Source organism: Bacillus paramobilis (assembly GCF_038096195.1).
Taxonomy (GTDB): Bacteria; Bacillota; Bacilli; order Bacillales; family Bacillaceae_G; genus Bacillus_A; species Bacillus_A mobilis.
The window spans coordinates 829,284-847,898 of sequence record NZ_CP151108.1; the positions used below are offsets into that span (position 1 = coordinate 829,284).

The 18,615-nt window shown below is 34.7% G+C and carries 26 protein-coding genes; 17 read left to right on the top strand and 9 right to left on the bottom strand.

Features of this window, described 5'->3' with window-relative positions; translation table 11 throughout:
- Positions 1-18: 18 nt before the first annotated feature.
- Both AABL52_RS04320 and AABL52_RS04325 read right to left on the bottom strand, forming a co-directional pair.
- On the bottom strand, positions 19-453 hold the full coding sequence (locus AABL52_RS04320; RefSeq protein ID WP_097845528.1) for an NUDIX hydrolase: 435 nt from the start codon (positions 451-453) through the stop codon (positions 19-21).
- A gap of 71 nt (positions 454-524) precedes the next feature.
- Positions 525-1,160 carry a DUF1796 family putative cysteine peptidase gene (locus AABL52_RS04325; protein WP_341518965.1) on the bottom strand — a complete coding sequence of 212 codons (636 nt, stop codon included), beginning with the start codon at positions 1,158-1,160 and terminating at the stop codon, positions 525-527.
- Positions 1,161-1,297: 137 nt separating this feature from the next.
- Between AABL52_RS04325 and AABL52_RS04330 the strand changes: the two genes are divergently transcribed.
- Positions 1,298-2,131 carry an EcsC family protein gene (locus tag AABL52_RS04330; RefSeq protein ID WP_061679878.1) on the top strand — a complete coding sequence of 278 codons (834 nt, stop codon included), beginning with the start codon at positions 1,298-1,300 and terminating at the stop codon, positions 2,129-2,131.
- A 31-nt stretch (positions 2,132-2,162) separates the two neighbouring features.
- Here the strand turns inward: AABL52_RS04330 and AABL52_RS04335 are convergent, their stop codons facing one another.
- On the bottom strand, positions 2,163-2,825 hold the full coding sequence (locus tag AABL52_RS04335; protein WP_073516718.1) for a YitT family protein: 663 nt from the start codon (positions 2,823-2,825) through the stop codon (positions 2,163-2,165).
- A gap of 853 nt (positions 2,826-3,678) precedes the next feature.
- On the opposite strand from AABL52_RS04335, the gene AABL52_RS04340 reads away from it, so the two are divergent.
- Positions 3,679-3,873 (top strand): hypothetical protein, encoded by a 195-nt coding sequence (locus AABL52_RS04340; protein ID WP_000910154.1) that lies wholly within the window; start codon positions 3,679-3,681, stop codon positions 3,871-3,873.
- 28 nt (positions 3,874-3,901) lie between these two features.
- Here the strand turns inward: AABL52_RS04340 and AABL52_RS04345 are convergent, their stop codons facing one another.
- Positions 3,902-4,219, bottom strand: coding sequence for a hypothetical protein (locus tag AABL52_RS04345; protein WP_000417208.1), 318 nt, complete (start codon positions 4,217-4,219; stop codon positions 3,902-3,904).
- Positions 4,220-4,385: 166 nt separating this feature from the next.
- Between AABL52_RS04345 and AABL52_RS04350 the strand changes: the two genes are divergently transcribed.
- The gene (locus tag AABL52_RS04350) at positions 4,386-5,591 is read left to right on the top strand and encodes an argininosuccinate synthase (RefSeq protein WP_000412331.1); all 1,206 of its coding nucleotides are present in this window, start codon (positions 4,386-4,388) and stop codon (positions 5,589-5,591) included.
- Positions 5,588-6,976, top strand: coding sequence for an argininosuccinate lyase (gene argH / locus AABL52_RS04355; protein ID WP_341518966.1), 1,389 nt, complete (start codon positions 5,588-5,590; stop codon positions 6,974-6,976). The genes AABL52_RS04350 and argH overlap by 4 nt, the downstream gene beginning before the upstream one ends.
- Before the next feature lie 72 nt (positions 6,977-7,048).
- On the opposite strand, the gene AABL52_RS04360 is transcribed toward argH, so the two are convergent.
- A complete protein-coding gene (locus AABL52_RS04360) occupies positions 7,049-7,228 on the bottom strand; it encodes a hypothetical protein (protein ID WP_000342763.1) in 180 nt (59 codons plus the stop codon).
- Positions 7,229-7,323: 95 nt separating this feature from the next.
- Here AABL52_RS04360 and AABL52_RS04365 point away from each other — a divergent pair, with 95 nt between their 5' ends.
- Positions 7,324-8,019 (top strand): hypothetical protein, encoded by a 696-nt coding sequence (locus AABL52_RS04365; protein WP_341518967.1) that lies wholly within the window; start codon positions 7,324-7,326, stop codon positions 8,017-8,019.
- Between the two features lie 41 nt (positions 8,020-8,060).
- Here the strand turns inward: AABL52_RS04365 and AABL52_RS04370 are convergent, their stop codons facing one another.
- Entirely contained in the window at positions 8,061-8,519 is a 459-nt protein-coding gene (locus AABL52_RS04370; RefSeq protein ID WP_340421114.1) for a universal stress protein, read from the bottom strand.
- A 182-nt stretch (positions 8,520-8,701) separates the two neighbouring features.
- Between AABL52_RS04370 and AABL52_RS04375 the strand changes: the two genes are divergently transcribed.
- Together AABL52_RS04375 and ald are read left to right on the top strand one after the other, a co-directional pair.
- Positions 8,702-9,460 (top strand): SDR family oxidoreductase, encoded by a 759-nt coding sequence (locus AABL52_RS04375; protein WP_033656227.1) that lies wholly within the window; start codon positions 8,702-8,704, stop codon positions 9,458-9,460.
- A gap of 213 nt (positions 9,461-9,673) precedes the next feature.
- Positions 9,674-10,807, top strand: coding sequence for an alanine dehydrogenase (gene ald / locus AABL52_RS04380; RefSeq protein WP_001219387.1), 1,134 nt, complete (start codon positions 9,674-9,676; stop codon positions 10,805-10,807).
- 51 nt (positions 10,808-10,858) lie between these two features.
- Here ald and AABL52_RS04385 read toward each other — a convergent pair whose 3' ends face one another.
- Both AABL52_RS04385 and AABL52_RS04390 read right to left on the bottom strand, forming a co-directional pair.
- A complete protein-coding gene (locus AABL52_RS04385; protein ID WP_000799011.1) occupies positions 10,859-11,284 on the bottom strand; it encodes a hypothetical protein in 426 nt (141 codons plus the stop codon).
- Complete coding sequence (locus tag AABL52_RS04390; RefSeq protein ID WP_087957171.1) at positions 11,281-11,544, bottom strand: helix-turn-helix transcriptional regulator; 264 nt, start codon at positions 11,542-11,544, stop codon at positions 11,281-11,283. The genes AABL52_RS04385 and AABL52_RS04390 overlap by 4 nt, the downstream gene beginning before the upstream one ends.
- A 130-nt stretch (positions 11,545-11,674) precedes the next feature.
- Between AABL52_RS04390 and AABL52_RS04395 the strand changes: the two genes are divergently transcribed.
- The 10 genes from AABL52_RS04395 to AABL52_RS04440 all read left to right on the top strand — a co-directional run bounded on the left by AABL52_RS04395 (position 11,675) and on the right by AABL52_RS04440 (position 17,704).
- On the top strand, positions 11,675-12,103 hold the full coding sequence (locus tag AABL52_RS04395) for a hypothetical protein (protein ID WP_000534938.1): 429 nt from the start codon (positions 11,675-11,677) through the stop codon (positions 12,101-12,103).
- 44 nt (positions 12,104-12,147) lie between these two features.
- Positions 12,148-12,480, top strand: coding sequence for a cupin domain-containing protein (locus AABL52_RS04400; RefSeq protein WP_000450951.1), 333 nt, complete (start codon positions 12,148-12,150; stop codon positions 12,478-12,480).
- Positions 12,477-13,265: a GNAT family N-acetyltransferase gene (locus tag AABL52_RS04405; RefSeq protein WP_087957168.1), complete on the top strand. Its 789-nt coding sequence runs from the start codon at positions 12,477-12,479 to the stop codon at positions 13,263-13,265. Before AABL52_RS04400 ends, AABL52_RS04405 begins: the two co-directional genes overlap by 4 nt.
- A 2-nt stretch (positions 13,266-13,267) precedes the next feature.
- Positions 13,268-13,612, top strand: a complete 345-nt coding sequence (locus tag AABL52_RS04410; RefSeq protein ID WP_341518968.1) for a DUF6176 family protein — start codon at positions 13,268-13,270, stop codon at positions 13,610-13,612.
- Between the two features lie 72 nt (positions 13,613-13,684).
- The gene (locus AABL52_RS04415) at positions 13,685-14,140 is read left to right on the top strand and encodes a GNAT family N-acetyltransferase (RefSeq protein ID WP_097845520.1); all 456 of its coding nucleotides are present in this window, start codon (positions 13,685-13,687) and stop codon (positions 14,138-14,140) included.
- A 177-nt stretch (positions 14,141-14,317) separates the two neighbouring features.
- Positions 14,318-14,827 carry an RNA polymerase sigma factor gene (locus AABL52_RS04420; RefSeq protein WP_341518969.1) on the top strand — a complete coding sequence of 170 codons (510 nt, stop codon included), beginning with the start codon at positions 14,318-14,320 and terminating at the stop codon, positions 14,825-14,827.
- Positions 14,808-15,821: an anti-sigma factor gene (locus AABL52_RS04425; protein WP_097845518.1), complete on the top strand. Its 1,014-nt coding sequence runs from the start codon at positions 14,808-14,810 to the stop codon at positions 15,819-15,821. Before AABL52_RS04420 ends, AABL52_RS04425 begins: the two co-directional genes overlap by 20 nt.
- Positions 15,822-15,924: 103 nt before the next feature.
- The gene (locus AABL52_RS04430; protein ID WP_000816200.1) at positions 15,925-16,188 is read left to right on the top strand and encodes a MerR family transcriptional regulator; all 264 of its coding nucleotides are present in this window, start codon (positions 15,925-15,927) and stop codon (positions 16,186-16,188) included.
- Entirely contained in the window at positions 16,185-17,342 is a 1,158-nt protein-coding gene (locus AABL52_RS04435; protein ID WP_341518971.1) for an RNA-guided endonuclease InsQ/TnpB family protein, read from the top strand. Before AABL52_RS04430 ends, AABL52_RS04435 begins: the two co-directional genes overlap by 4 nt.
- Positions 17,343-17,497: 155 nt before the next feature.
- Positions 17,498-17,704, top strand: a complete 207-nt coding sequence (locus AABL52_RS04440) for a hypothetical protein (protein WP_001248905.1) — start codon at positions 17,498-17,500, stop codon at positions 17,702-17,704.
- A gap of 14 nt (positions 17,705-17,718) precedes the next feature.
- Here the strand turns inward: AABL52_RS04440 and AABL52_RS04445 are convergent, their stop codons facing one another.
- The gene (locus tag AABL52_RS04445; protein ID WP_000941481.1) at positions 17,719-18,546 is read right to left on the bottom strand and encodes a DUF2785 domain-containing protein; all 828 of its coding nucleotides are present in this window, start codon (positions 18,544-18,546) and stop codon (positions 17,719-17,721) included.
- Between the last annotated feature and the right edge of the window lie 69 nt (positions 18,547-18,615).

An 18,615-nucleotide genomic window follows, 5' to 3' on the forward strand; every position in this document is an offset into this window, starting at 1 on the left:
TATAAAAAAGACGAGATCCTATAGGATTTCGTCTTTTTTTTGTTGGATATAGTTTAAAATTCCATCTGGATATAATACTTTCTTCTCCTGAATGAATGCAGTAATGGGAATCCATTTCGCATACGATACTGTTTGCTCATCTTGTATATTCATTTTGTCTATTTCATATAGTGATGTGTCTAATAAGCGTACAGAATATAGTTGAATGATTTCATGACCAATTTCTCCATCAAGATGAAAGATGTTTTCTAAGCAGCCTAAATAATTGGTGATTTCCACTTCTGCATGAAGCTCTTCTTGAAATTCACGAATAACGGTATGTGCTGATTGTTCACCAAGTTCAATTGATCCACCAAGAGGTCGGTAAAATGTTTCATCGCCTGCATGATATTCTTGTACGAGAAGGCGACCTTGATGTGTAGCAAGACCAAAAGCTTTTGCACGTGGATACATATACGATCACTCCTTATTTATTGTGTATAAGGATGATTATAATGTGTTTTGTAATAAAAGATGTCGTGTATTTAAGCTTTTGGTCTAATCGTGATCCCATCAAATAAGTCATTCCAAAATGCTTCATTGTACTGGAATACATCCATAATAGGGCATTTTATAACACAAATGTTTTGTAATCCCCAATCGTCTTGGGTGATAGTTGGTACATCTTCAGGAATGAGTAATAGGACAGAGAATGTATGTTTAACTAATTGAGATAAAATGTGTTCCAAGGAACGTGCTTCTTCGTATGTTCCTCCAGTTCGAATAAACAATGTGGATTCTGCCGTTTCAATTGTAGTTAGAAAACGATGAATTCGATGCTCATAGTTTAACTTAATTTCTGTATAAGAAGGCCAAGAAGTTGGTGTGTTTACATCTGTTTTAAAGTCGTGGCAAGAGTCGATTTCATATAGATTATCACGGAGTCTTAGTTTTGCACCATCATCCCAAAATGAGATGAAGGATAAGTTTTCGAACTTTAAAAAACGGTCAAATCGATTTTGTAATAATACATTCACTTTTTCTAATGAAGGGCTTAGCATAAAATCGATAACACCAAAAAATGGTGATAATTCGAATTGATATAAAGCCCAAGCAGGCCAGCAGTTTTGTCCTAAGCTGAATACTGCATTATAGTTTTGTTTTAGATTGGATAGATTCATGTGAAGTATCTCATCCTTTTTGCTATTATTTTATGTCACTCATAAAGGGTATGTGAAAAGAGATATACAAGCATATTTGCAAAGAATAAGCAGAAATATGTTACAATAGAAAAAAATCGAACGAGGTGGTTGTTACGATGCGATCGAAGCGAGAACAAGCCATTTTAGACAATATAAAAGAATGGGAATCGCAATTAATTGAGCAAGAAGCGACTGATTTTCAAAAAATGTTTGATAAATGGGTACATACTACAATTGCGAAATTACCTGAGAAAAAACGAAAAGATTTCTTTACGAAAGCAGATGGATGGCTCTTTCATTTGCATGCATTGATTCAAAGTTCGCAATCACAGTTAGATGCACGTAATCGTATTTTAGGAACGTCGAGATTATTTGATGAATCGATTGAGCAATTAGAAGATTTAAAAGCGTTATCTATTGATCAGTTAACATACATAGCAGAGCAGCAAACAGCACGACATCGTTTATATTCATTCGTACAAGGCGGAGCAACGGGTGCTGGAGGTTTATTATTATTAACGGCTGATTTTCCGGTTATGATTGCGTTAAATGTGAAGGCTGTCCAACTTATTGCCACATCATTTGGACATGATGTGAACAAGCCTTATGAAATGATGCTTGCGTTAAAGGTGTTTCATGCGTCATTACTACCAGGAAGGCTTCAGCAATACGCATGGTACAATTTACTGCAAGAGCTAGAGCAAGAAGATTCGTTCTTCTACGAAGGAGACGAAGCGGTGTTACAGCCAGCTTCTACTGAAGTTGTATTAAAACAAATTTTAAAAACATTTTCGATTTATGCTCTTCGTCGTAAATTATTCCAAGGTATTCCGGTAATTGGAATGGCAATTGGGTCTACAGTGAATTATCGTTTAACAAGAAACGTTACTGAATTTGCAAATAGATTTTATCAAGTGCGCCACATAGTCGAGAAGGAAAAAAGAGCGTAAAAAAAGCGAGAGGCCGAAGCCTTTCGCTTTTTTAATTTGTTGCATGCTTTTTGGACATTGGAATAGATACTGGTTGCTTTTCTGTTTTCTTCTCTGCTTTTGGATAATAAATTAAGTCCAATGTTTTTGCCTGTACGGCAATCGAAAGAATAGTAAAAGCAATTTCTGTCCAATTTAAATAATATAATGAAAGCGCAAGAACAATCGCGTCAAAGACGAAGAAAATTTGCCCAATTGTAAAACGAGTTCGTTTGCTTAATACAATTGTTAAAATGTCGTCTCCGCCGGTTGCACCGCCAAATCGCAATATAAAACCGAGTCCAATACCAGCTAATGCACCGCCAACTACTGCAGCTATAAATAAATTATTTGATAAATCGACCGTAAATGGAGAATAATTTTCCATAAGAGAATAAAATACTCCGAATGAAATCGAACCTAGGAATGAATAGCCAACCATTTTTCTACCTAAAAATGAAGCACATAGTAAAATAATTGGGATATCCATAATTACAGTTGAAATAGATGGTGAAATATCATAAAAATTTTGGATGAATAGTGCAATTCCTACAAAGCCACCTTCTGTTAAGTGGTTTTGGAAGTGAATGTGATATAGCGCTGCTGCTAAAATAAATGAACCGATTAAAACCATAAAAATTTCTTTAATAATTTGTCGACTTTGGATGTTCCTCATCGTTATTCCTTCTTTCCGTAGTTAGTAGTCCTTTTTGTGTTGTAAACTAACTACGAGCTCACATGTAGCTTCAGTTAGTTTACGAAAAAAACTAACTACGCTATATGTCGCTGAAGAAATAACGAATAATCCTCTCGTCCATCAATTCTCCCTACCTTCGTTTTAGTTTAAGTCTTAAAACGACTAAACAAAACGTGGAGTAGGATTCTTCATTTAGCAATCCTGCTCTTCTTTGTTTTGTTTAGCTAGTAACAATTAAGTCCTAAACAAAACGCTATGTGTAAGAAGAGTCTTTTTTTTGCCAAATTATCCTTCGGGCAATCATAATTTCCCCACTCTCGTATTTTTTTCGCTAGACTAAAGTATCTGAGCTGAAAAATACGCTACGTGTATGATTCGTCAATACGATGCCACATGCTCCTTCGAGCGATCATGATATCAAAATCCCTTCCTTCAAGATTTATATTATTATATCATACTTTCAAAAAATGTATGCGGATGGAAACCGACAATAAACGGAGGGAATCTACAAAAATTGTTATGTTTAAATATTTTTGTAGAAAAGCCTAAGTTGTTTTGTTAAGTCGGACAGTTTTTTAGTTTGTCCAATAAGTAAGAAAAGAAGAGTTTTTATTCAGTTGTATTCTTTTCATCACCTTTTTCTTTAAAAAACGCATCCCAGCTAATCACACTTAAAAAAGTTAAAGCGATAATAACGAAAGCGCGCATAAATTTTAGACCTCCTTTTGTACACATTATATGAATCGTTCACTTTGGAATGTGTCATTTTTTTACAAATGTTAACTATTATGAGAGTATATTAATATAGATAGATAAAGGGGAGAGTGGAGATATGCTAAAAGACATATTCAAAAGAAAAGAATTAACGTGCGTTTCATGTAAGAAAAAGATTCAATATGAAGAAGAACTTGTCGCTTTTGTAAAGTTGCCGAAAGAAAGAAGTATATTAGTCGGTCCATTTGATGTGTGTTTGGCGAAAACAGCACAAGAAATATATTGTAAATCGTGTTACGACAAAAAAGCATGACCCAAAGTGATTGAGGGGCATGCTTTTTTCATTGGTGTGCTTTCCCCTCAGATACATTTTGAGTGAGTCGATACCAAAGCCAAAGGTCATTAATGATGGAAGCGAGATCGGCAATTTCTGAATTCAGTTTGCAAGAAATTTCGAAGTCTTCTTCGTTATTTAAATGATGCTGTTTTGCATTAATAGAGTGTTCGAGTTCTTTTATACGATCAGGAATTTTTCCGCGAACTTGTTCCCATTTCAATAAAATAGCATGCTGCATTTTTTCGGAGATATCTTCCCAATCTTCCTGTAAATGAGGAATTTCAATTCCTAGATGATCATCGTATAAGAAATACTTTTCCATAAGTTCACCCCCGTTTTCCTGCTTATATTGTACATGAAAACAGAAAGAAGCTCGATGGAATTGTTTGAAAAAATTTGAAAATGACTCTTGATACATTTTGTAAAAGGTGTTAAAGTGTGAATTATTATAAAAGAAAATGAATATTTATTCTTTAGGGGGATGCAAAATGGAGAAGAAAAAAGTGGTATTAGCATATTCCGGAGGTCTTGATACTTCCGTTGCAATTAAATGGTTACAAGAGAAGAATTATGATATTATCGCGCTTTGTTTAGACTTAGGGGAAGGTAAAGACTTAGCATTTGTAAAAGAAAAGGCACTTTCAGTAGGTGCAATTAAATCATATATGATTGATGTTCAAGAGGAATTTGCAAATGAATATGCATTGATGGCGATGCAAGCGCACACGTTATACGAAGGGAAATACCCTCTCGTTTCTGCGTTATCACGCCCGCTTATCGCGAAGAAATTAGTAGAGATTGCAGAACAAGAAGGGGCGACTGCAGTTGCACATGGATGTACAGGGAAAGGGAATGATCAAGTTCGTTTTGAAGTTTCTATTCAAGCTTTAAATCCTTACTTAGAAGTGATTGCGCCTGTACGTGAATGGAAATGGTCACGTGAAGAAGAAATTGCCTATGCAAAAGAAAACAACGTACCAATTCCGATTAATTTAGACAGCCCATTTTCAATCGATCAAAACTTATGGGGACGCAGTAACGAATGTGGCATTTTAGAAGATCCATGGGCAGCACCACCAGAAGATGCATATGAGATGACATTAGCTTTAGAAGATACACCGAATAAACCGGAGTTTGTAGAAATCGGTTTTGAAGCAGGCGTACCGACGACTTTAAATGGTACTGCATATTCACTTTCAGAACTAATTAAAACGTTAAATGCACTTGCTGGAAAGCATGGCGTTGGACGTATTGATCACGTAGAAAATCGTCTTGTTGGTATTAAATCGCGTGAAGTATACGAATGCCCAGCAGCGATGACATTAATTACGGCGCATAAGGAGCTTGAAGATTTAACACTCGTAAAAGAAGTAGCGCATTTTAAACCGATGATTGAGCAGAAAATAACAGAACTTATTTATAATGGTTTATGGTTCTCTCCTTTAAAACAAGCGCTTAACGCTTTCTTACAAGAAACGCAAAAGAATGTAACAGGTACAGTGCGTGTGAAATTATTTAAAGGCCATGCGATTGTAGAAGGACGTAAATCTGAGTACTCTTTATATGATGAAAAACTAGCAACGTATACTGCCCAGGACGAATTTAATCATGATGCAGCAATTGGATTCATTTCATTATTCGGTTTACCAACGAAAGTATACAGCCAAGTGAATCAAAAGAAGGTGGAAGCGTGAGCAAACTTTGGGGCGGACGTTTTACAGAAGAAGCGGAAGCGTGGGTTGAAGAGTTCGGAGCATCCATCTCCTTTGATCAACAATTAGTAAATCAAGATATAAACGGGAGTATTGCACACGTAACGATGCTAGCAAAGCAAGGCATCGTTACGAAAGAAGAAGCAGAGAAAATAAAGATAGGTCTTCAATATTTATTAGAAGAAGCGAAACAAAATAAATTACATTTTTCAGTTGAAGCGGAAGACATTCATTTAAATATTGAAAAGATGTTAATTGAAAAAATCGGTGAAGTAGGAGGGAAACTTCATACTGGCCGAAGCCGTAATGATCAAGTGGCGACTGATATGCATTTATATTTAAAAGAAAAAGTAGAACATATTATAAAAGCTACAAAACAATTGCAAACTGTTCTTGTTCATCAAGCAGAAAATAATATTGAAACAATTATGCCTGGTTATACGCATTTGCAACGTGCCCAGCCAATTTCATTTGCTCATCATATTCTCGCTTACTTTTGGATGTTAGAGCGTGATGTAAATCGTTATGAAGATTCGTTAAAGCGTATTAACATTTCGCCATTAGGAGCAGGAGCGTTAGCTGGGACAACATTCCCGATTGATCGAGAATATAGTGCGGAGCTTCTTGGATTTAATGGAATCTATGAAAATAGTTTAGATGCAGTAAGCGATCGTGATTTCATACTGGAGTTCCTAAGTAACTCATCTATGCTTATGATGCACTTATCACGCTTTTGCGAAGAACTTATTTTATGGAGTAGCCAAGAGTTTCAATTTATTGAAATGAGCGATCAATACGCAACGGGAAGCAGCATTATGCCGCAAAAGAAAAATCCGGATATGGCGGAACTTATTCGTGGTAAAACAGGCAGAGTATACGGTAATTTATTTAGTTTACTTACAGTCATGAAAGGATTACCGCTCGCTTACAATAAAGATTTGCAAGAAGATAAAGAAGGAATGTTTGATACAGTAAAAACAGTAGAGGGATGCCTTCATATTATGGCAGGCATGTTAGAGACGATGACTGTAAACAAAGAAAAGATGGGGCAAGCTGTCACCCAAGATTTCTCAAACGCAACAGAAATTGCTGACTACTTAGCAAGTAAAGGACTCCCATTCCGTCAAGCTCATGAAATTGTTGGGAAGCTAGTGCTACACTGCACACAAAAAGGAATTTATTTAGTAGATGTACCACTTGCAACATATGAAGAAATGAGCTCATTATTTGAAGAAGATTTGTATGAAGTTCTTTCGCCGTATGCAGCTGTGAAACGTCGTAATAGTGCTGGCGGTACAGGGTTTGAGCAAATTGAGAAAGCTTTGGAGAAGGCGAAGGGGTTAGTTGGAGAGTTTGTAGGAAGTTGATTGGTAAGAAAGAAGGTGCGCTAACCTTAGTAGAGGGAAGCGTACCTTTTTTGTGATGTTTATAGCTTAAAATCAATCATACTTATGTCGATCTTCCGTAATTCGAATATACTCAATATCCATTAAATCTCGTAGTAATGCACCGTTACTTAGTTCAATTCCGTGTGTCTCTTTAAAATGTTCACGAATCGTCTCTAACATTTCGATTTCTTTCCCATTCACATCTAAAATAATACGTTCAGAATCATCCATGTAGCATCCTCCTTTTTTAAACATATATATTTTGTCCGTCTATTTCTAAAAAATGTATGTTAACCTAATGTTAGGAAATAAGAAAGGGATGGAAAATGAGACGTATTTATTTTATAGGGCTAATTTTGTACACATTAATTGTATTACATGTTGCATTCCCAAATATCTTTTCATTTGAGGATGTAGAAACAGTACACGTTGGGATATTTATCTTTATTCTATTCGTAGTAGATTGCTGTATTTCAATATGGCATTCGAAAAGAAAACATGTACAAAATAAAAAAGAAATGGAACGAAAAAAGAGAAAATGTTCCTTTTGGATGATGACGTACTGTTTGTCTTTATCGCTTACTGCTGTTTTTTTTAGTGAGCATATTCCATTAGAAAGATTAGATATTGGATTTGGGGCGTTCGTATTTGCATACTATTTTTTTATGCACTTTCTTCCTTATATGAAAGAAAAGCGAGGAGAAGAGGAAGATCCGCTTGTAGAAGAAGCGAGAGAACAAGAGCATAAGAGAATAGAAGAAGATATAAAGAAACTCGGAGAACAAAAATGGTATTTAAAATCTAAAATCATATATGTTCTTTGCTTTATCACGCCGCCAATCGGTTATTTGTATGTGTTCTGCTTTCGTAAAAAAATGACAGAAGATGCACGACAATCGTATTTAACGGTTGCGACGATCATGATGGCATTATGGTCTTTGAAGTTTTTACCGCCTTATGTGCTGGCAATCGTTATTGTTGTTGTGGTTTGTCTTGTGTTTATAGTAAAATATGTGAAATGAAAAACACCAAGCCCATGTGGACTTGGTGTTTTATTTATAAATTAAAGATCACCTTGCTCCTCATCACCACGAACAACAAGGACATCGCATTTCGCATAGCGAATAATATGTTCAGAGACACTACCAATTAGGAAACGCTCAACAGCATTTAAACCAGTTGCACCACACATAATTAAATCTACTTTATGATTTGGAGCGATTTCTTTTGAAATTTTAGATTTAGGATTACCAAATTCTAATACAGTTTCAATTTTTTCAAGGCCAGCTTCAAGCGCAGTTTTTTTGTAGTCTTCTAATAAGTCTTCTGCAAATAGATTTGCACGTTCAGCAATTGCACGGCTATAAGCTTCTACTGCTGAGTATGCTTTTACATCAACGATATGAGCAATTGTTAATGTTGCATCGTTTCGTTTTGCGACTTGAATTGCTTTTTTAAAGGCTCTTTCTGCTTCTTTAGAACCATCCACCGCGATTAAAATATTTGTATATGTATTATTCATAGTAAATTCCTCCCAATCATTTTTATTACCGTTTACAACTTTATTATAAAACAAATTTTGGTAATGTGCTTGTCGGAAACGTTACAGAATTTTGAAAACTTTATTTTAATTCATTTTAGTTGTAATTGGAGCGAGAACTTGTTACATATGAACTATGGCAATTTAAAAGGAGGCAGTTTTTTGTGAGACATGCGCTCATTACAGCCGGTACGAAAGGTTTAGGAAAGCAAGTAACAGAAAAGTTATTGGCTAAAGGATATTCAGTAACAGTAACATATCATAGCGATATAGCGGCTATGGAAATGATGAAAGAAACATATAAAAATATGGAAGAGCGTCTACAATTCGTGCAAGCGGATGTCACGAAAAAGGAAGATTTACATAAAATAGTAGAAGAAGCGATAAGCCGTTTTGGCAAAATTGACTTTTTAATTAATAATGCTGGTCCATATGTATTTGAACGAAAAAAGTTAGTCGATTATGAAGAAGACGAATGGAATGAAATGATTCAGGGTAATTTAACAGCGGTGTTTCATTTGTTGAAACTTGTCGTTCCAGTTATGAGAAAACAGAACTTTGGTCGTATTATTAATTACGGATTCCAAGGGGCAGATAGCGCACCGGGATGGATTTATCGTTCAGCTTTTGCAGCAGCGAAAGTAGGACTTGTTTCATTAACGAAAACAGTTGCTTATGAAGAAGCAGAATATGGTATTACTGCAAATATGGTATGTCCTGGTGATATTATTGGTGAAATGAAAGAAGCGACAATTCAAGAAGCACGTCAGTTGAAAGGACATAACACACCAATTGGTAGACCTGGAACAGGTGAAGATATCGCAAGAACCATTTCGTTTTTATGTGAGGACGATTCCGATATGATTACCGGTACAATTATTGAAGTAACTGGTGCAGTAGATGTTATTCATAGACATCGATAGAATAAAATAAAGTGAAGTTTCGAATAATTGGACAGTTTATCCTTTATGCTGAGAGGTGCGGATAATACTGTCCTTTAATGTAAGATTAAATCTATCGGAAAACTTGTATTATTTTTTGTCAAATATTGAGATATTATGTTAGAATATAAGAGCGTAGAAAGCGCTTTAAAAAATGATTCAGGGGTCATTTCATAACTCAAGGGGGAACTAATAATGCGTATCGGTATTCCAACAGAAATTAAAAACAATGAAAACCGCGTGGCAATGACGCCAGCGGGAGCGGTACATTTAGTACAAAATGGTCATGAAGTTTTTGTTCAAAAAGGAGCAGGTATAGGATCAGGCTTTACAGATGAAGAATACGTACAAGCTGGTGCGAAACTTGTTGAAACTGCTGAAGAAGCATGGAATCAGGATATGGTTATGAAGGTAAAAGAGCCAGTTGCAAGTGAATATGGTTATTTCCACGAAGGTTTAATTTTATTCACATACTTACATTTAGCTCCAGAACCAGAATTAACGAAAGCATTAATTGATAACAAAGTTGTATCAATTGCATACGAAACAGTGCAATTAGACAATCGTTCTTTACCATTACTTGCACCTATGAGTGAAGTAGCTGGTCGTATGTCTGCACAAATCGGTGCACAATTCCTTGAGAAAAACAAAGGTGGTAAAGGTATTTTACTTGCAGGCGTTCCAGGGGTAAAACGCGGCAAAGTAACAATTATCGGCGGTGGTCAAGCTGGTACAAACGCAGCGAAGATCGCAGTAGGTTTAGGTGCAGATGTAACAATCATCGACTTAAGTGCAGAACGTCTTCGTCAACTAGATGACATTTTCGGTAACCAAGTAAAAACGTTAATGTCTAACCCGTACAACATTGCAGAAGCTGTAAAAGAATCTGACCTTGTGATTGGTGCGGTATTAATCCCAGGTGCAAAAGCACCAAAACTTGTAACAGAAGAAATGATTCAATCAATGGAACCAGGTTCTGTCGTTGTAGATATCGCGATTGACCAAGGTGGTATTTTCGAAACAACTGACCGTATTACAACTCACGACAATCCAACTTACGAAAAACATGGCGTTGTTCATTATGCAGTTGCTAATATGCCAGGTGCGGTTCCACGTACATCAACTCTTGCATTAACAAACGTAACAGTACCATATGCAGTACAAATTGCGAACAAAGGCTACAAAGATGCTTGCCTAGGCAACACTGCATTATTAAAAGGTATTAACACATTAGATGGCTATGTAACATTCGAAGCAGTTGCAGAAGCTCACGGCTTACAATACGCTGATGCGAAAGAGCTTCTTGAAAAAGCTCCTGCTTTATCATAATAGAGATACATGTAAACCCCTCCTTTTGTAAGGAGGGGTTTTTTACTTGGGTTAATTGTCTAGTTTCTTTACGATTCTCAATCCGAACATCATTGTAAAGAAAAGAATGCCGAATAAATAATACAAGGCATACTCAACTCGTATCATCGAATTTTTGTCAGTGATATATAAAATAAATAGTATCGCAGAACCGATTAAATGAGAGAGACCGAAAATTTGCGCCATAAGTTTTAAACTCATCTTCTCGATTCTTTCATCCATTTCAGGTAATGGATATTTTTCGGGATCGTTCTTTTTTTTCTTAAAGAATATCCGTTTCACTACGAATAGTATCAAGGCTAAGAGTATGTATACACCAGCGAATAGAAGGACAGAACTAATTTTTTCTTCATCATTACTATTGAAATAAAGAAAAGTTGAACCTAACAATAAAATGGTAAGATGCGAAATGAATTCTTGATTAAAAGTGTTTTTCATTTTTTTTCCTCCCCAGTTTTATCTAATTGAAATAAATCTTCTACTTTACAGTTGAAAAACTCACATAATTTCAATGCTAATTCTAAACTCGGGTTGTATTTATTCTTCTCGATAGCGATGAGGGATTGTCTAGTAATTTGAACAGAGGAAGCTAATTGTTCTTGGGTGATGTCTCTAACGACGCGGAATTGTTTCACCTTATTTTTAATCAAATATACAAAGTCTCCTTTTTGTAAATTTGTTACATTTATTATATCCATTTTTAGGTAATAAGTAAATGAAACTTTACAAAAAGTAAATGAAACTTTACGTGAAATATAGCTTGTTAAAATGTTATTTTTTGTGATAATTTGGAATTAAATGAAAAAAGAAGTCGGAAGAGGAGAGTCAATGGGGAGCAAAAAGAGGAAGAAAAAGCAAGCTAAAAGACAAAAGTATATAAAGAAAAAACAGGAACAGAACATACCTCTTTCAAAAAAAGTAGTCATTATGATAGAGAAAACATTTCGGTATATTTGTATGGCTCTGTATGTGATTTTGTGTATGTATTCATTTGGAGTGTTTTACAGTTTTGAGATAACCCCCAATATTATTGAGAGCATTCTAGAATTTACACTTGTCGTAATAGAATTAGTCTTATTCGGTATATTCTTTCATAAAGTATGGCCTAGTCATGAAAGTAAGAAGGATAAGCAAAGAAAAATGAGAAAAAAATCTTCATATGCTTCAAGCTCATCAAGTGGATTTGGTGACTACAGTAGCAACGATTGTAGCAGCTCAAGTGATAGTGGAGGAGATTGTGGAGGTGGTGGAGACTAAGCTAGTTTTTCAGAAGAACGACTAATGAAAGGGTGAGACGGAATATGGAGACTGTGAATTTATTAGAATTAACAAAGGACATTCAAGATCAACATAAAAACTTCGTCGTTTCAAATGTGAATAGTCATTGCTTACGAATCGCTGTATTTAATGGTGAATACGATTGGCACTATCATTCTAATTCGGATGAATTATTCATTGTACTAGAGGGAGAATTACTTATTGATTTTGAAGATGGAGAAACAGCGGTTTTAAAGCCGAATGATTCTATTTTAATTCCAGCGTGTACGATTCATAGAACGAGAGCATTAAAGAGAACGGTAAATCTTTGTTTTGAAAATATAGAGGCGGATACGATTAAAGTGGAGCAATTATGAAAAAATTATCTGTAGCCGAGTATAGAAAAATCCTTCCGATTTTAGAAAGTAATACAACAACGACGACGTTTGCTTATGCGGTATGTGACCAAATGATAGATGGTGAGATTTTTGCCAACGAGAAGTTAACAGCAGGATTAATTCGTACAGCTAATGGTATCTATTATTTATTTGGTGATACGGATGATCAAAATTATAACGAAGATCTATTTGCGTATTTAAAAGTGGCTATTGAAAAAACAGAGAAGAGATTTACACTCTTCACTTCAATTGAAGAGTGGGAAATAATGATTGAAGGGCGTTTTAGTAATGTACTTCGGAATATGCCGCGAATGAAATTCCAAAGAGAAATTTCTGAAGAGAGAAAACGAGATGCAAGCAAAAATACATATGAAGTGAAGCGTATTGATAAAAGTGATATAGAACGAAGCAATGAATTTACAGAGGAGTATTATAAAGAATATTGGGGATCAAAAGAGCTGTTTTTAAACGGTGGTTTCGGATTTTGTATAGAACAAGATGGGATGATTGTAGCTGAATGTGTTTCGATATTTAGCGGGAATGGATTTGCTGAAATTGATATTGTGACGCATGAAGCGTATCAAGGAAAAGGATTAGCACAAGCTGTTGCAACACGATTTATTGAACATTGCATGCAAAATGATATTACACCGTGCTGGGATTGTTATGTAGAAAATATTCCTTCGCAAAAACTAGCTAGTAAATTAAGTTTTTATAATCCAATAGGATATAGATTGTTTGTACGGAAGAAAACGGGGGAATAAAAATGAATGTGGAGTTAACGAGATTCAAAGTGAAACAAGGTAAAAGTCAGCGTGTAGATGAATGGATGCAGCTTCTTAATGACAATATGAAAGAAGTGCTTTTGACATTAAACGACGAAAAGATGTATGTAGAGACAATTTTCCGGGAAATAAGAGGTGGAGAAGAGTACTTATATTGGTATTCTGTGCAAGGAGAAGGCGGGGCTCTTGTCGAAAATTCTCATCATGAAATTGATAAAAAGCACTTAGCGTTTTGGTATGAATGTATTGATGAAGAAGTACAGTCTGTTGATATGAAAACAGAAGTTGTTATGATTCAAGATGTTGTGAAGGAAGTTATGAAATAATAGATTGGTATTTTATAAACGTAAAAAGGTCTTCTTTTTTGTTGGAATATATATTATTGGAGATGCTGTAAGATGAGAATTAGTAATAAATATATCACTCTCGATGAAATAGAAATAATAAGAGAACCCTTAAATAAATTGCATGAATATCATAATAATAAATCAAAACATTTTTCTGGTGATTATCCAAGAATGACATTTGAGGAACGTATTGAAAATTATAAACAGAATTCAAAGTACGGAGAATATAGAATTGAATTATTAGTTGAGGCGGAAACAGCTAATATATTAGGATTTTGTATAGCGTATAGTAAAAGTGTAAGCGGAAAGATTGAAGTTTTATTCGTTGATGAAAAGTACCGAAGAAACGGATTTGGTTTAAAATTAATGAATAGTGCAGTGGAATGGTTTAAAGCGAAGAAGATAGATGAAATTGAATTAACAGTAGTGTACGGAAATGAAGCTGTATTGTTTTATGAAAAGCTGGGGTTTTATCCTCGTTCAATTATTATGGCAACTAAGTCATAACGATAGTTTGGGGAGAGATGAGTGGGAGTTTTTGTTTCAAAAAATGATTCATATGTTACTAAAGTATATGTGTAGAGCACATCAAAATAGATGTGCTTTTTATTATTAAAAAATTTTAAAGAAAAGCTGTATACATTTTACGCTCTCAAACGTTGAGTATATAGAAAGGAGAGCAGAATGAGTCATGATACGTTTGAATCGTTATTAATAGAGAAGTCAAAAGCTGTGTTTGGATACTTAATTAAGATTGGAGCAGATGGAAAAGAAGCGGAAGATATTGTGCAAGATACGCTGTATAAAGCTTTATTGCTTATGGAGGAAATACCGTTAGAGCATTTAACACCGTGGCTCTTTAGGGTTGCGATCAATCAACACCGAGATTTATATCGGAAAGAAAAAAGGCTAAATCCCATTGCGATTGAATCTGTTGTTCTTATTGGCCAAAAGTCATTAGATGAAGTGCTTTTAACAAGTGAACTACAAGGCGAGGTACAAGAAATATTGGAGACGATGACGGAGGATTATCGTCATATTTTACTGTTGAAATATGAATATGAACTATCTTATAAGGAAATTGCCATTTTATTAAGTATGAAAGAAGAAACAGTGAAAACAAGTTTGTACCGTGCAAGAAATCAATTTAAAAAATTGTATAGGAGGAGAAACGATGAGTCGGAAGGACTTTGATTTGAATATGGATGATAAGCAGATGAAGACTTTGATGAAGAAGGCGAAGAGGAAGCAGTTTTGGAGAAATCTCGTGATTTCAGTAGTTGTGACATTGGTCTTGATTATAGGTAGTATGAGTTTGTTAATTTATTTTAACGAGAAGAATAAGCGAGAAATGGATCAGAGAGTATATTTACGACACAGTGTTCAAGGGCCTAATATTATTTTTAATGGACATACAAAACTAAGTATGGGAATAGCTAGCGGTACAATGATGTACAGTTCCTATAAAAATATTCAAGGACAACCAGTTAAATGGATTGATGAAATTTATGAGTATTCGATCTTTGGTTATAGTCAAAAAAATGATAATGGAAATACAGGTTTAGAAGAAGAGAATATAAATAAACAATCAGAATTTGAGACAAGACAAGATTACAATCGACAGACAATGCAAAGAGAAATGCGGTTTTATTTACCTTTTGTAAAGTATTTAAACTATGTGAACGATTTAGAGAGAATTAGTGAATTGCAGAATAAAGTCGCAGAGGTAGCTCTATCTTTTGATAAGGCATATACAGCGGAGGAAGTAGTGAAAATGCTTCCTGAAGGAATACGACCTGTGTGGCTTTGGGTAGATACATATGATGAAACGAAAGCAGAGACGTATACCGGACTAGCAGAACCTGAAACGGGAGCGGTGTTAAATGCAGAGGTATCAATGAATATTTTTGGTTTTGAGGGTAGTTATGCTGATAAGAAGGAAGATGAGTACGAGGATATTAAAGGAAACTCAGCGGGGTTTCTTGGATCTATGAAATCCTTAAGTGAAAATAAAGGGGGATTTCAAGAGTATTTTGGGACAAACTATAATGAAATCAAAAACACCGAACCGAAAGACCTACCAATATACGGTGTAGTTGTAACAGGCAAAACAGAGGATTTACAAAGTTTACAAGGAGCACCATATATTAAGGCGGCTGTTAGAGGTGTAACAGTTGAGAAATATTAATCACAAACGATTAATGTGAATAATCAGAAAATTATGCTATAATATGGGAAAAGGAGAAAGAAACAGTAAACAAAAACATAGACATATATAGTAAAAAGTAATTATGAAACAATATAAACCAAAAGAATTTTCAGAAATGCTTAATGTCTCTGTTAAGACATTGCAAAGGTGGGACAATCAAGGTGTTTTACCTGCTTACCGAAACCCAAAAGGAAGAAGATACTATACAGAAGAACAGTATAAGGAATATATGGGTATTCAAGAAGAACTTGTTCAGGATTTAATATCTATCATTCATGTATTTAGCTGTAGAATATATGGGTTGAGAAAATACAAAAAGAAAATGTCGGAGGATGGAGACTTATGAAAAGAGCATATTTAATAGAAATCAAACCGACAACTGAACAAGTTAGTAAAATCCGTCAAACTATTGGGGTGTGTCGATATGTATATAACCTGTATATCTCTAAAAATAAAGAGGCATATGAGTCGGAGGGGAAATTTCTTAGTGGCTATGACTTTTCCAAATGGCTAAACAACATTCATACAAAAGAGTGTGACCAGTGGATTAAAGAAGTGTCGAGCAAAGCGGTAAAACAAGCGATTATGAATGGAGATAAAGCTTTTAAGCGATTTTTTAAAGGTTTATCTAAATTTCCACGATATAAAAAAAAGAAGAAGCAAGATGTGAAGTGCTACTTTCCGAAAAACAACAAAACAGATTGGACAGTAGAAAGGCATAGAGTAAAAATCCCCACAATTGGTTGGGTAAGGTTAAAAGAATATGGGTATATCCCTAAAAATGCAACTGTAAAAAGTGGCACAGTATATCAAAGAGCAGGAAGATATTTTGTATCTGTACTTTGCGAATTGGAAGAAATGGCAACAAAGTTAGCACTCAATAAAATAGGTCTAGGGATTGATTTAGGAGTGAAGGATTTTGCTACACGTAGCGATGGTATCGTTCATGAGAACATCAACAAAACAATAAAAGTAAAAAAGATAGAAAAACGGTTAAAACGTGAACAACGCTCTTTAGCACGTAAATTTGAAAATCTAAAAAAGAGAGGTGAAAAATCTGTTACTAATAAAAGAGTGAATATAAATAAAAATGTTCTTAGAGTGCAAAAGCTGCATGCTCGATTAGCGAATATTCGAATAGAGTATGTAAAGTCTATTGTAAATGATGTGGTGAAAACCAAGCCAACGTTTATTACAGTAGAAGATTTGAATGTGAAAGGTATGATGAAGAACAAACATCTATCTAAAGCTGTAGCACAACAATGTTTTTATGCTTTTAAAACATTGTTATCAACGAAATGTAGGGAATATGGAATTGAACTACGGCAAGCGGACAGATTCTATCCATCTTCTAAAATATGTTCATGTTGCGGTCAAAAAAAGTCGGATTTAAAGCTGTCTGACCGAGTATATACATGTGAATGTGGCAATGTAATAGATAGAGATTTAAATGCGTCAATCAACCTTTTACAAGCAAAAAAATATACAATACTAACGTAAATAGATTGTATATATGTACGGTGGGCTACATCGGAATTTACGCCTGTGGAGTGTCACAGCAAACTGTAGTAGCAAGTGATTAGCGAGGCAGGGCACGTAGAAGCAGGAATACTCTAAGAATAAACATTTGTTTATATTTTTAGTAGCAGGTTCATATGAGGCAAATACATGGAGCAATTTATATTTACATAACAATGTTTTTCGTGGCGATATCCTATGGATTAGGGCACGTGTATTCGCATCCTATACTAACTTTTTTAAGCGGAGCATGTATGGCGTTTGCGCTTCTTGTCCACCTTTTCTCAGTTTGGATCGTGAAATTTCAATTAAATATTAGTGAAATAGAGGAAGGCACTTTTTAAGTGGCCTTCTTTTTTTAATAATATTTTGGAAGTTCTTGTAGCAATTTTTCAATTTCGCATTCTGTTTCTTTGCATATAGACAGTGTGCGTAGTCTGAAAAATAAGCTGCGTAAGAAAGATTTTATATTTCCGTATAAAAACTCATACGATTTAATCTGTAATGTTTGTTTTTGGACGGGTAATTGAGCTGCTAAATCATGAAGGGCTAATATGAGTGTTTCTTCTTGTAGACCATTTTGTAGCATTGAGACAATTGGATAAACGAGACGCTCGTCTTCTTCATATTTGTAATAGATGGAATGAACACAAACTTTGTTTAATAAAGTTTGTAGTATCTCTTCGTAATATAAATTTTCCAGTTTAGGACTATTCACAAGCGCCTCAAATGTATCAGAAGCATGAGCGATACTATGTGCCCAGCCATGGTCTTGAACATATCCACGGAAATCATGCTCTTTGTTCATATATAGAATTAATTGATCTTTTACAGTTAAAATATCATTCTGTGATAAGAAATTATATTTTGTATCCGCATCAATAAGGAGCGCAATTAATAAGGTCGTAAATGCACGGGTAAATACAGCATCTTCGTCATCTGAACGAATTTTATAAAATAAATAGTTTTCGCTGATGCTTTCTAATAACAATTTCTGTAATTGTGTGTGTGAAATGTAGTCCTTTTTGATGAGATGGTAAAAAGTAGAGTAAATAAGTTTGTCTCTTAAATAGCTATCAGTAACACCGATATGTTTAAGCATATTTGAACTTAAAGAATCCATGTTAATTGTGTTATCCATTATGTAATTATTATTACGAATTTCTTCTAGCTGCTGTTGTAACATATAAACCTCCTATTTTAGAAAATTCTGTATTTTAATAGTATAATAAGAGAAAGAAATAGACAATAAATA

What these genes read in the sequence shown, in the direction of transcription:
- AABL52_RS04320 (WP_097845528.1), bottom strand. Translation starts at nt 453, where the DNA reads ATGTATCCACGTGCAAAAGCTTTTGGTCTTGCTACACATCAAGGTCGC.
- AABL52_RS04325 (WP_341518965.1), bottom strand. Translation starts at nt 1,160, where the DNA reads ATGAATCTATCCAATCTAAAACAAAACTATAATGCAGTATTCAGCTTA.
- AABL52_RS04330 (WP_061679878.1), top strand. Translation starts at nt 1,298, where the DNA reads ATGCGATCGAAGCGAGAACAAGCCATTTTAGACAATATAAAAGAATGG.
- AABL52_RS04335 (WP_073516718.1), bottom strand. Translation starts at nt 2,825, where the DNA reads ATGAGGAACATCCAAAGTCGACAAATTATTAAAGAAATTTTTATGGTT.
- AABL52_RS04340 (WP_000910154.1), top strand. Translation starts at nt 3,679, where the DNA reads ATGCTAAAAGACATATTCAAAAGAAAAGAATTAACGTGCGTTTCATGT.
- AABL52_RS04345 (WP_000417208.1), bottom strand. Translation starts at nt 4,219, where the DNA reads ATGGAAAAGTATTTCTTATACGATGATCATCTAGGAATTGAAATTCCT.
- AABL52_RS04350 (WP_000412331.1), top strand. Translation starts at nt 4,386, where the DNA reads ATGGAGAAGAAAAAAGTGGTATTAGCATATTCCGGAGGTCTTGATACT.
- AABL52_RS04360 (WP_000342763.1), bottom strand. Translation starts at nt 7,228, where the DNA reads ATGGATGATTCTGAACGTATTATTTTAGATGTGAATGGGAAAGAAATC.
- AABL52_RS04365 (WP_341518967.1), top strand. Translation starts at nt 7,324, where the DNA reads ATGAGACGTATTTATTTTATAGGGCTAATTTTGTACACATTAATTGTA.
- AABL52_RS04370 (WP_340421114.1), bottom strand. Translation starts at nt 8,519, where the DNA reads ATGAATAATACATATACAAATATTTTAATCGCGGTGGATGGTTCTAAA.
- ald (WP_001219387.1), top strand. Translation starts at nt 9,674, where the DNA reads ATGCGTATCGGTATTCCAACAGAAATTAAAAACAATGAAAACCGCGTG.
- AABL52_RS04385 (WP_000799011.1), bottom strand. Translation starts at nt 11,284, where the DNA reads ATGAAAAACACTTTTAATCAAGAATTCATTTCGCATCTTACCATTTTA.
- AABL52_RS04390 (WP_087957171.1), bottom strand. Translation starts at nt 11,544, where the DNA reads ATGGATATAATAAATGTAACAAATTTACAAAAAGGAGACTTTGTATAT.
- AABL52_RS04395 (WP_000534938.1), top strand. Translation starts at nt 11,675, where the DNA reads ATGGGGAGCAAAAAGAGGAAGAAAAAGCAAGCTAAAAGACAAAAGTAT.
- AABL52_RS04400 (WP_000450951.1), top strand. Translation starts at nt 12,148, where the DNA reads ATGGAGACTGTGAATTTATTAGAATTAACAAAGGACATTCAAGATCAA.
- AABL52_RS04405 (WP_087957168.1), top strand. Translation starts at nt 12,477, where the DNA reads ATGAAAAAATTATCTGTAGCCGAGTATAGAAAAATCCTTCCGATTTTA.
- AABL52_RS04410 (WP_341518968.1), top strand. Translation starts at nt 13,268, where the DNA reads ATGAATGTGGAGTTAACGAGATTCAAAGTGAAACAAGGTAAAAGTCAG.
- AABL52_RS04415 (WP_097845520.1), top strand. Translation starts at nt 13,685, where the DNA reads ATGAGAATTAGTAATAAATATATCACTCTCGATGAAATAGAAATAATA.
- AABL52_RS04420 (WP_341518969.1), top strand. Translation starts at nt 14,318, where the DNA reads ATGAGTCATGATACGTTTGAATCGTTATTAATAGAGAAGTCAAAAGCT.
- AABL52_RS04425 (WP_097845518.1), top strand. Translation starts at nt 14,808, where the DNA reads ATGAGTCGGAAGGACTTTGATTTGAATATGGATGATAAGCAGATGAAG.
- AABL52_RS04430 (WP_000816200.1), top strand. Translation starts at nt 15,925, where the DNA reads ATGAAACAATATAAACCAAAAGAATTTTCAGAAATGCTTAATGTCTCT.
- AABL52_RS04435 (WP_341518971.1), top strand. Translation starts at nt 16,185, where the DNA reads ATGAAAAGAGCATATTTAATAGAAATCAAACCGACAACTGAACAAGTT.
- AABL52_RS04440 (WP_001248905.1), top strand. Translation starts at nt 17,498, where the DNA reads ATGAGGCAAATACATGGAGCAATTTATATTTACATAACAATGTTTTTC.
- AABL52_RS04445 (WP_000941481.1), bottom strand. Translation starts at nt 18,546, where the DNA reads ATGTTACAACAGCAGCTAGAAGAAATTCGTAATAATAATTACATAATG.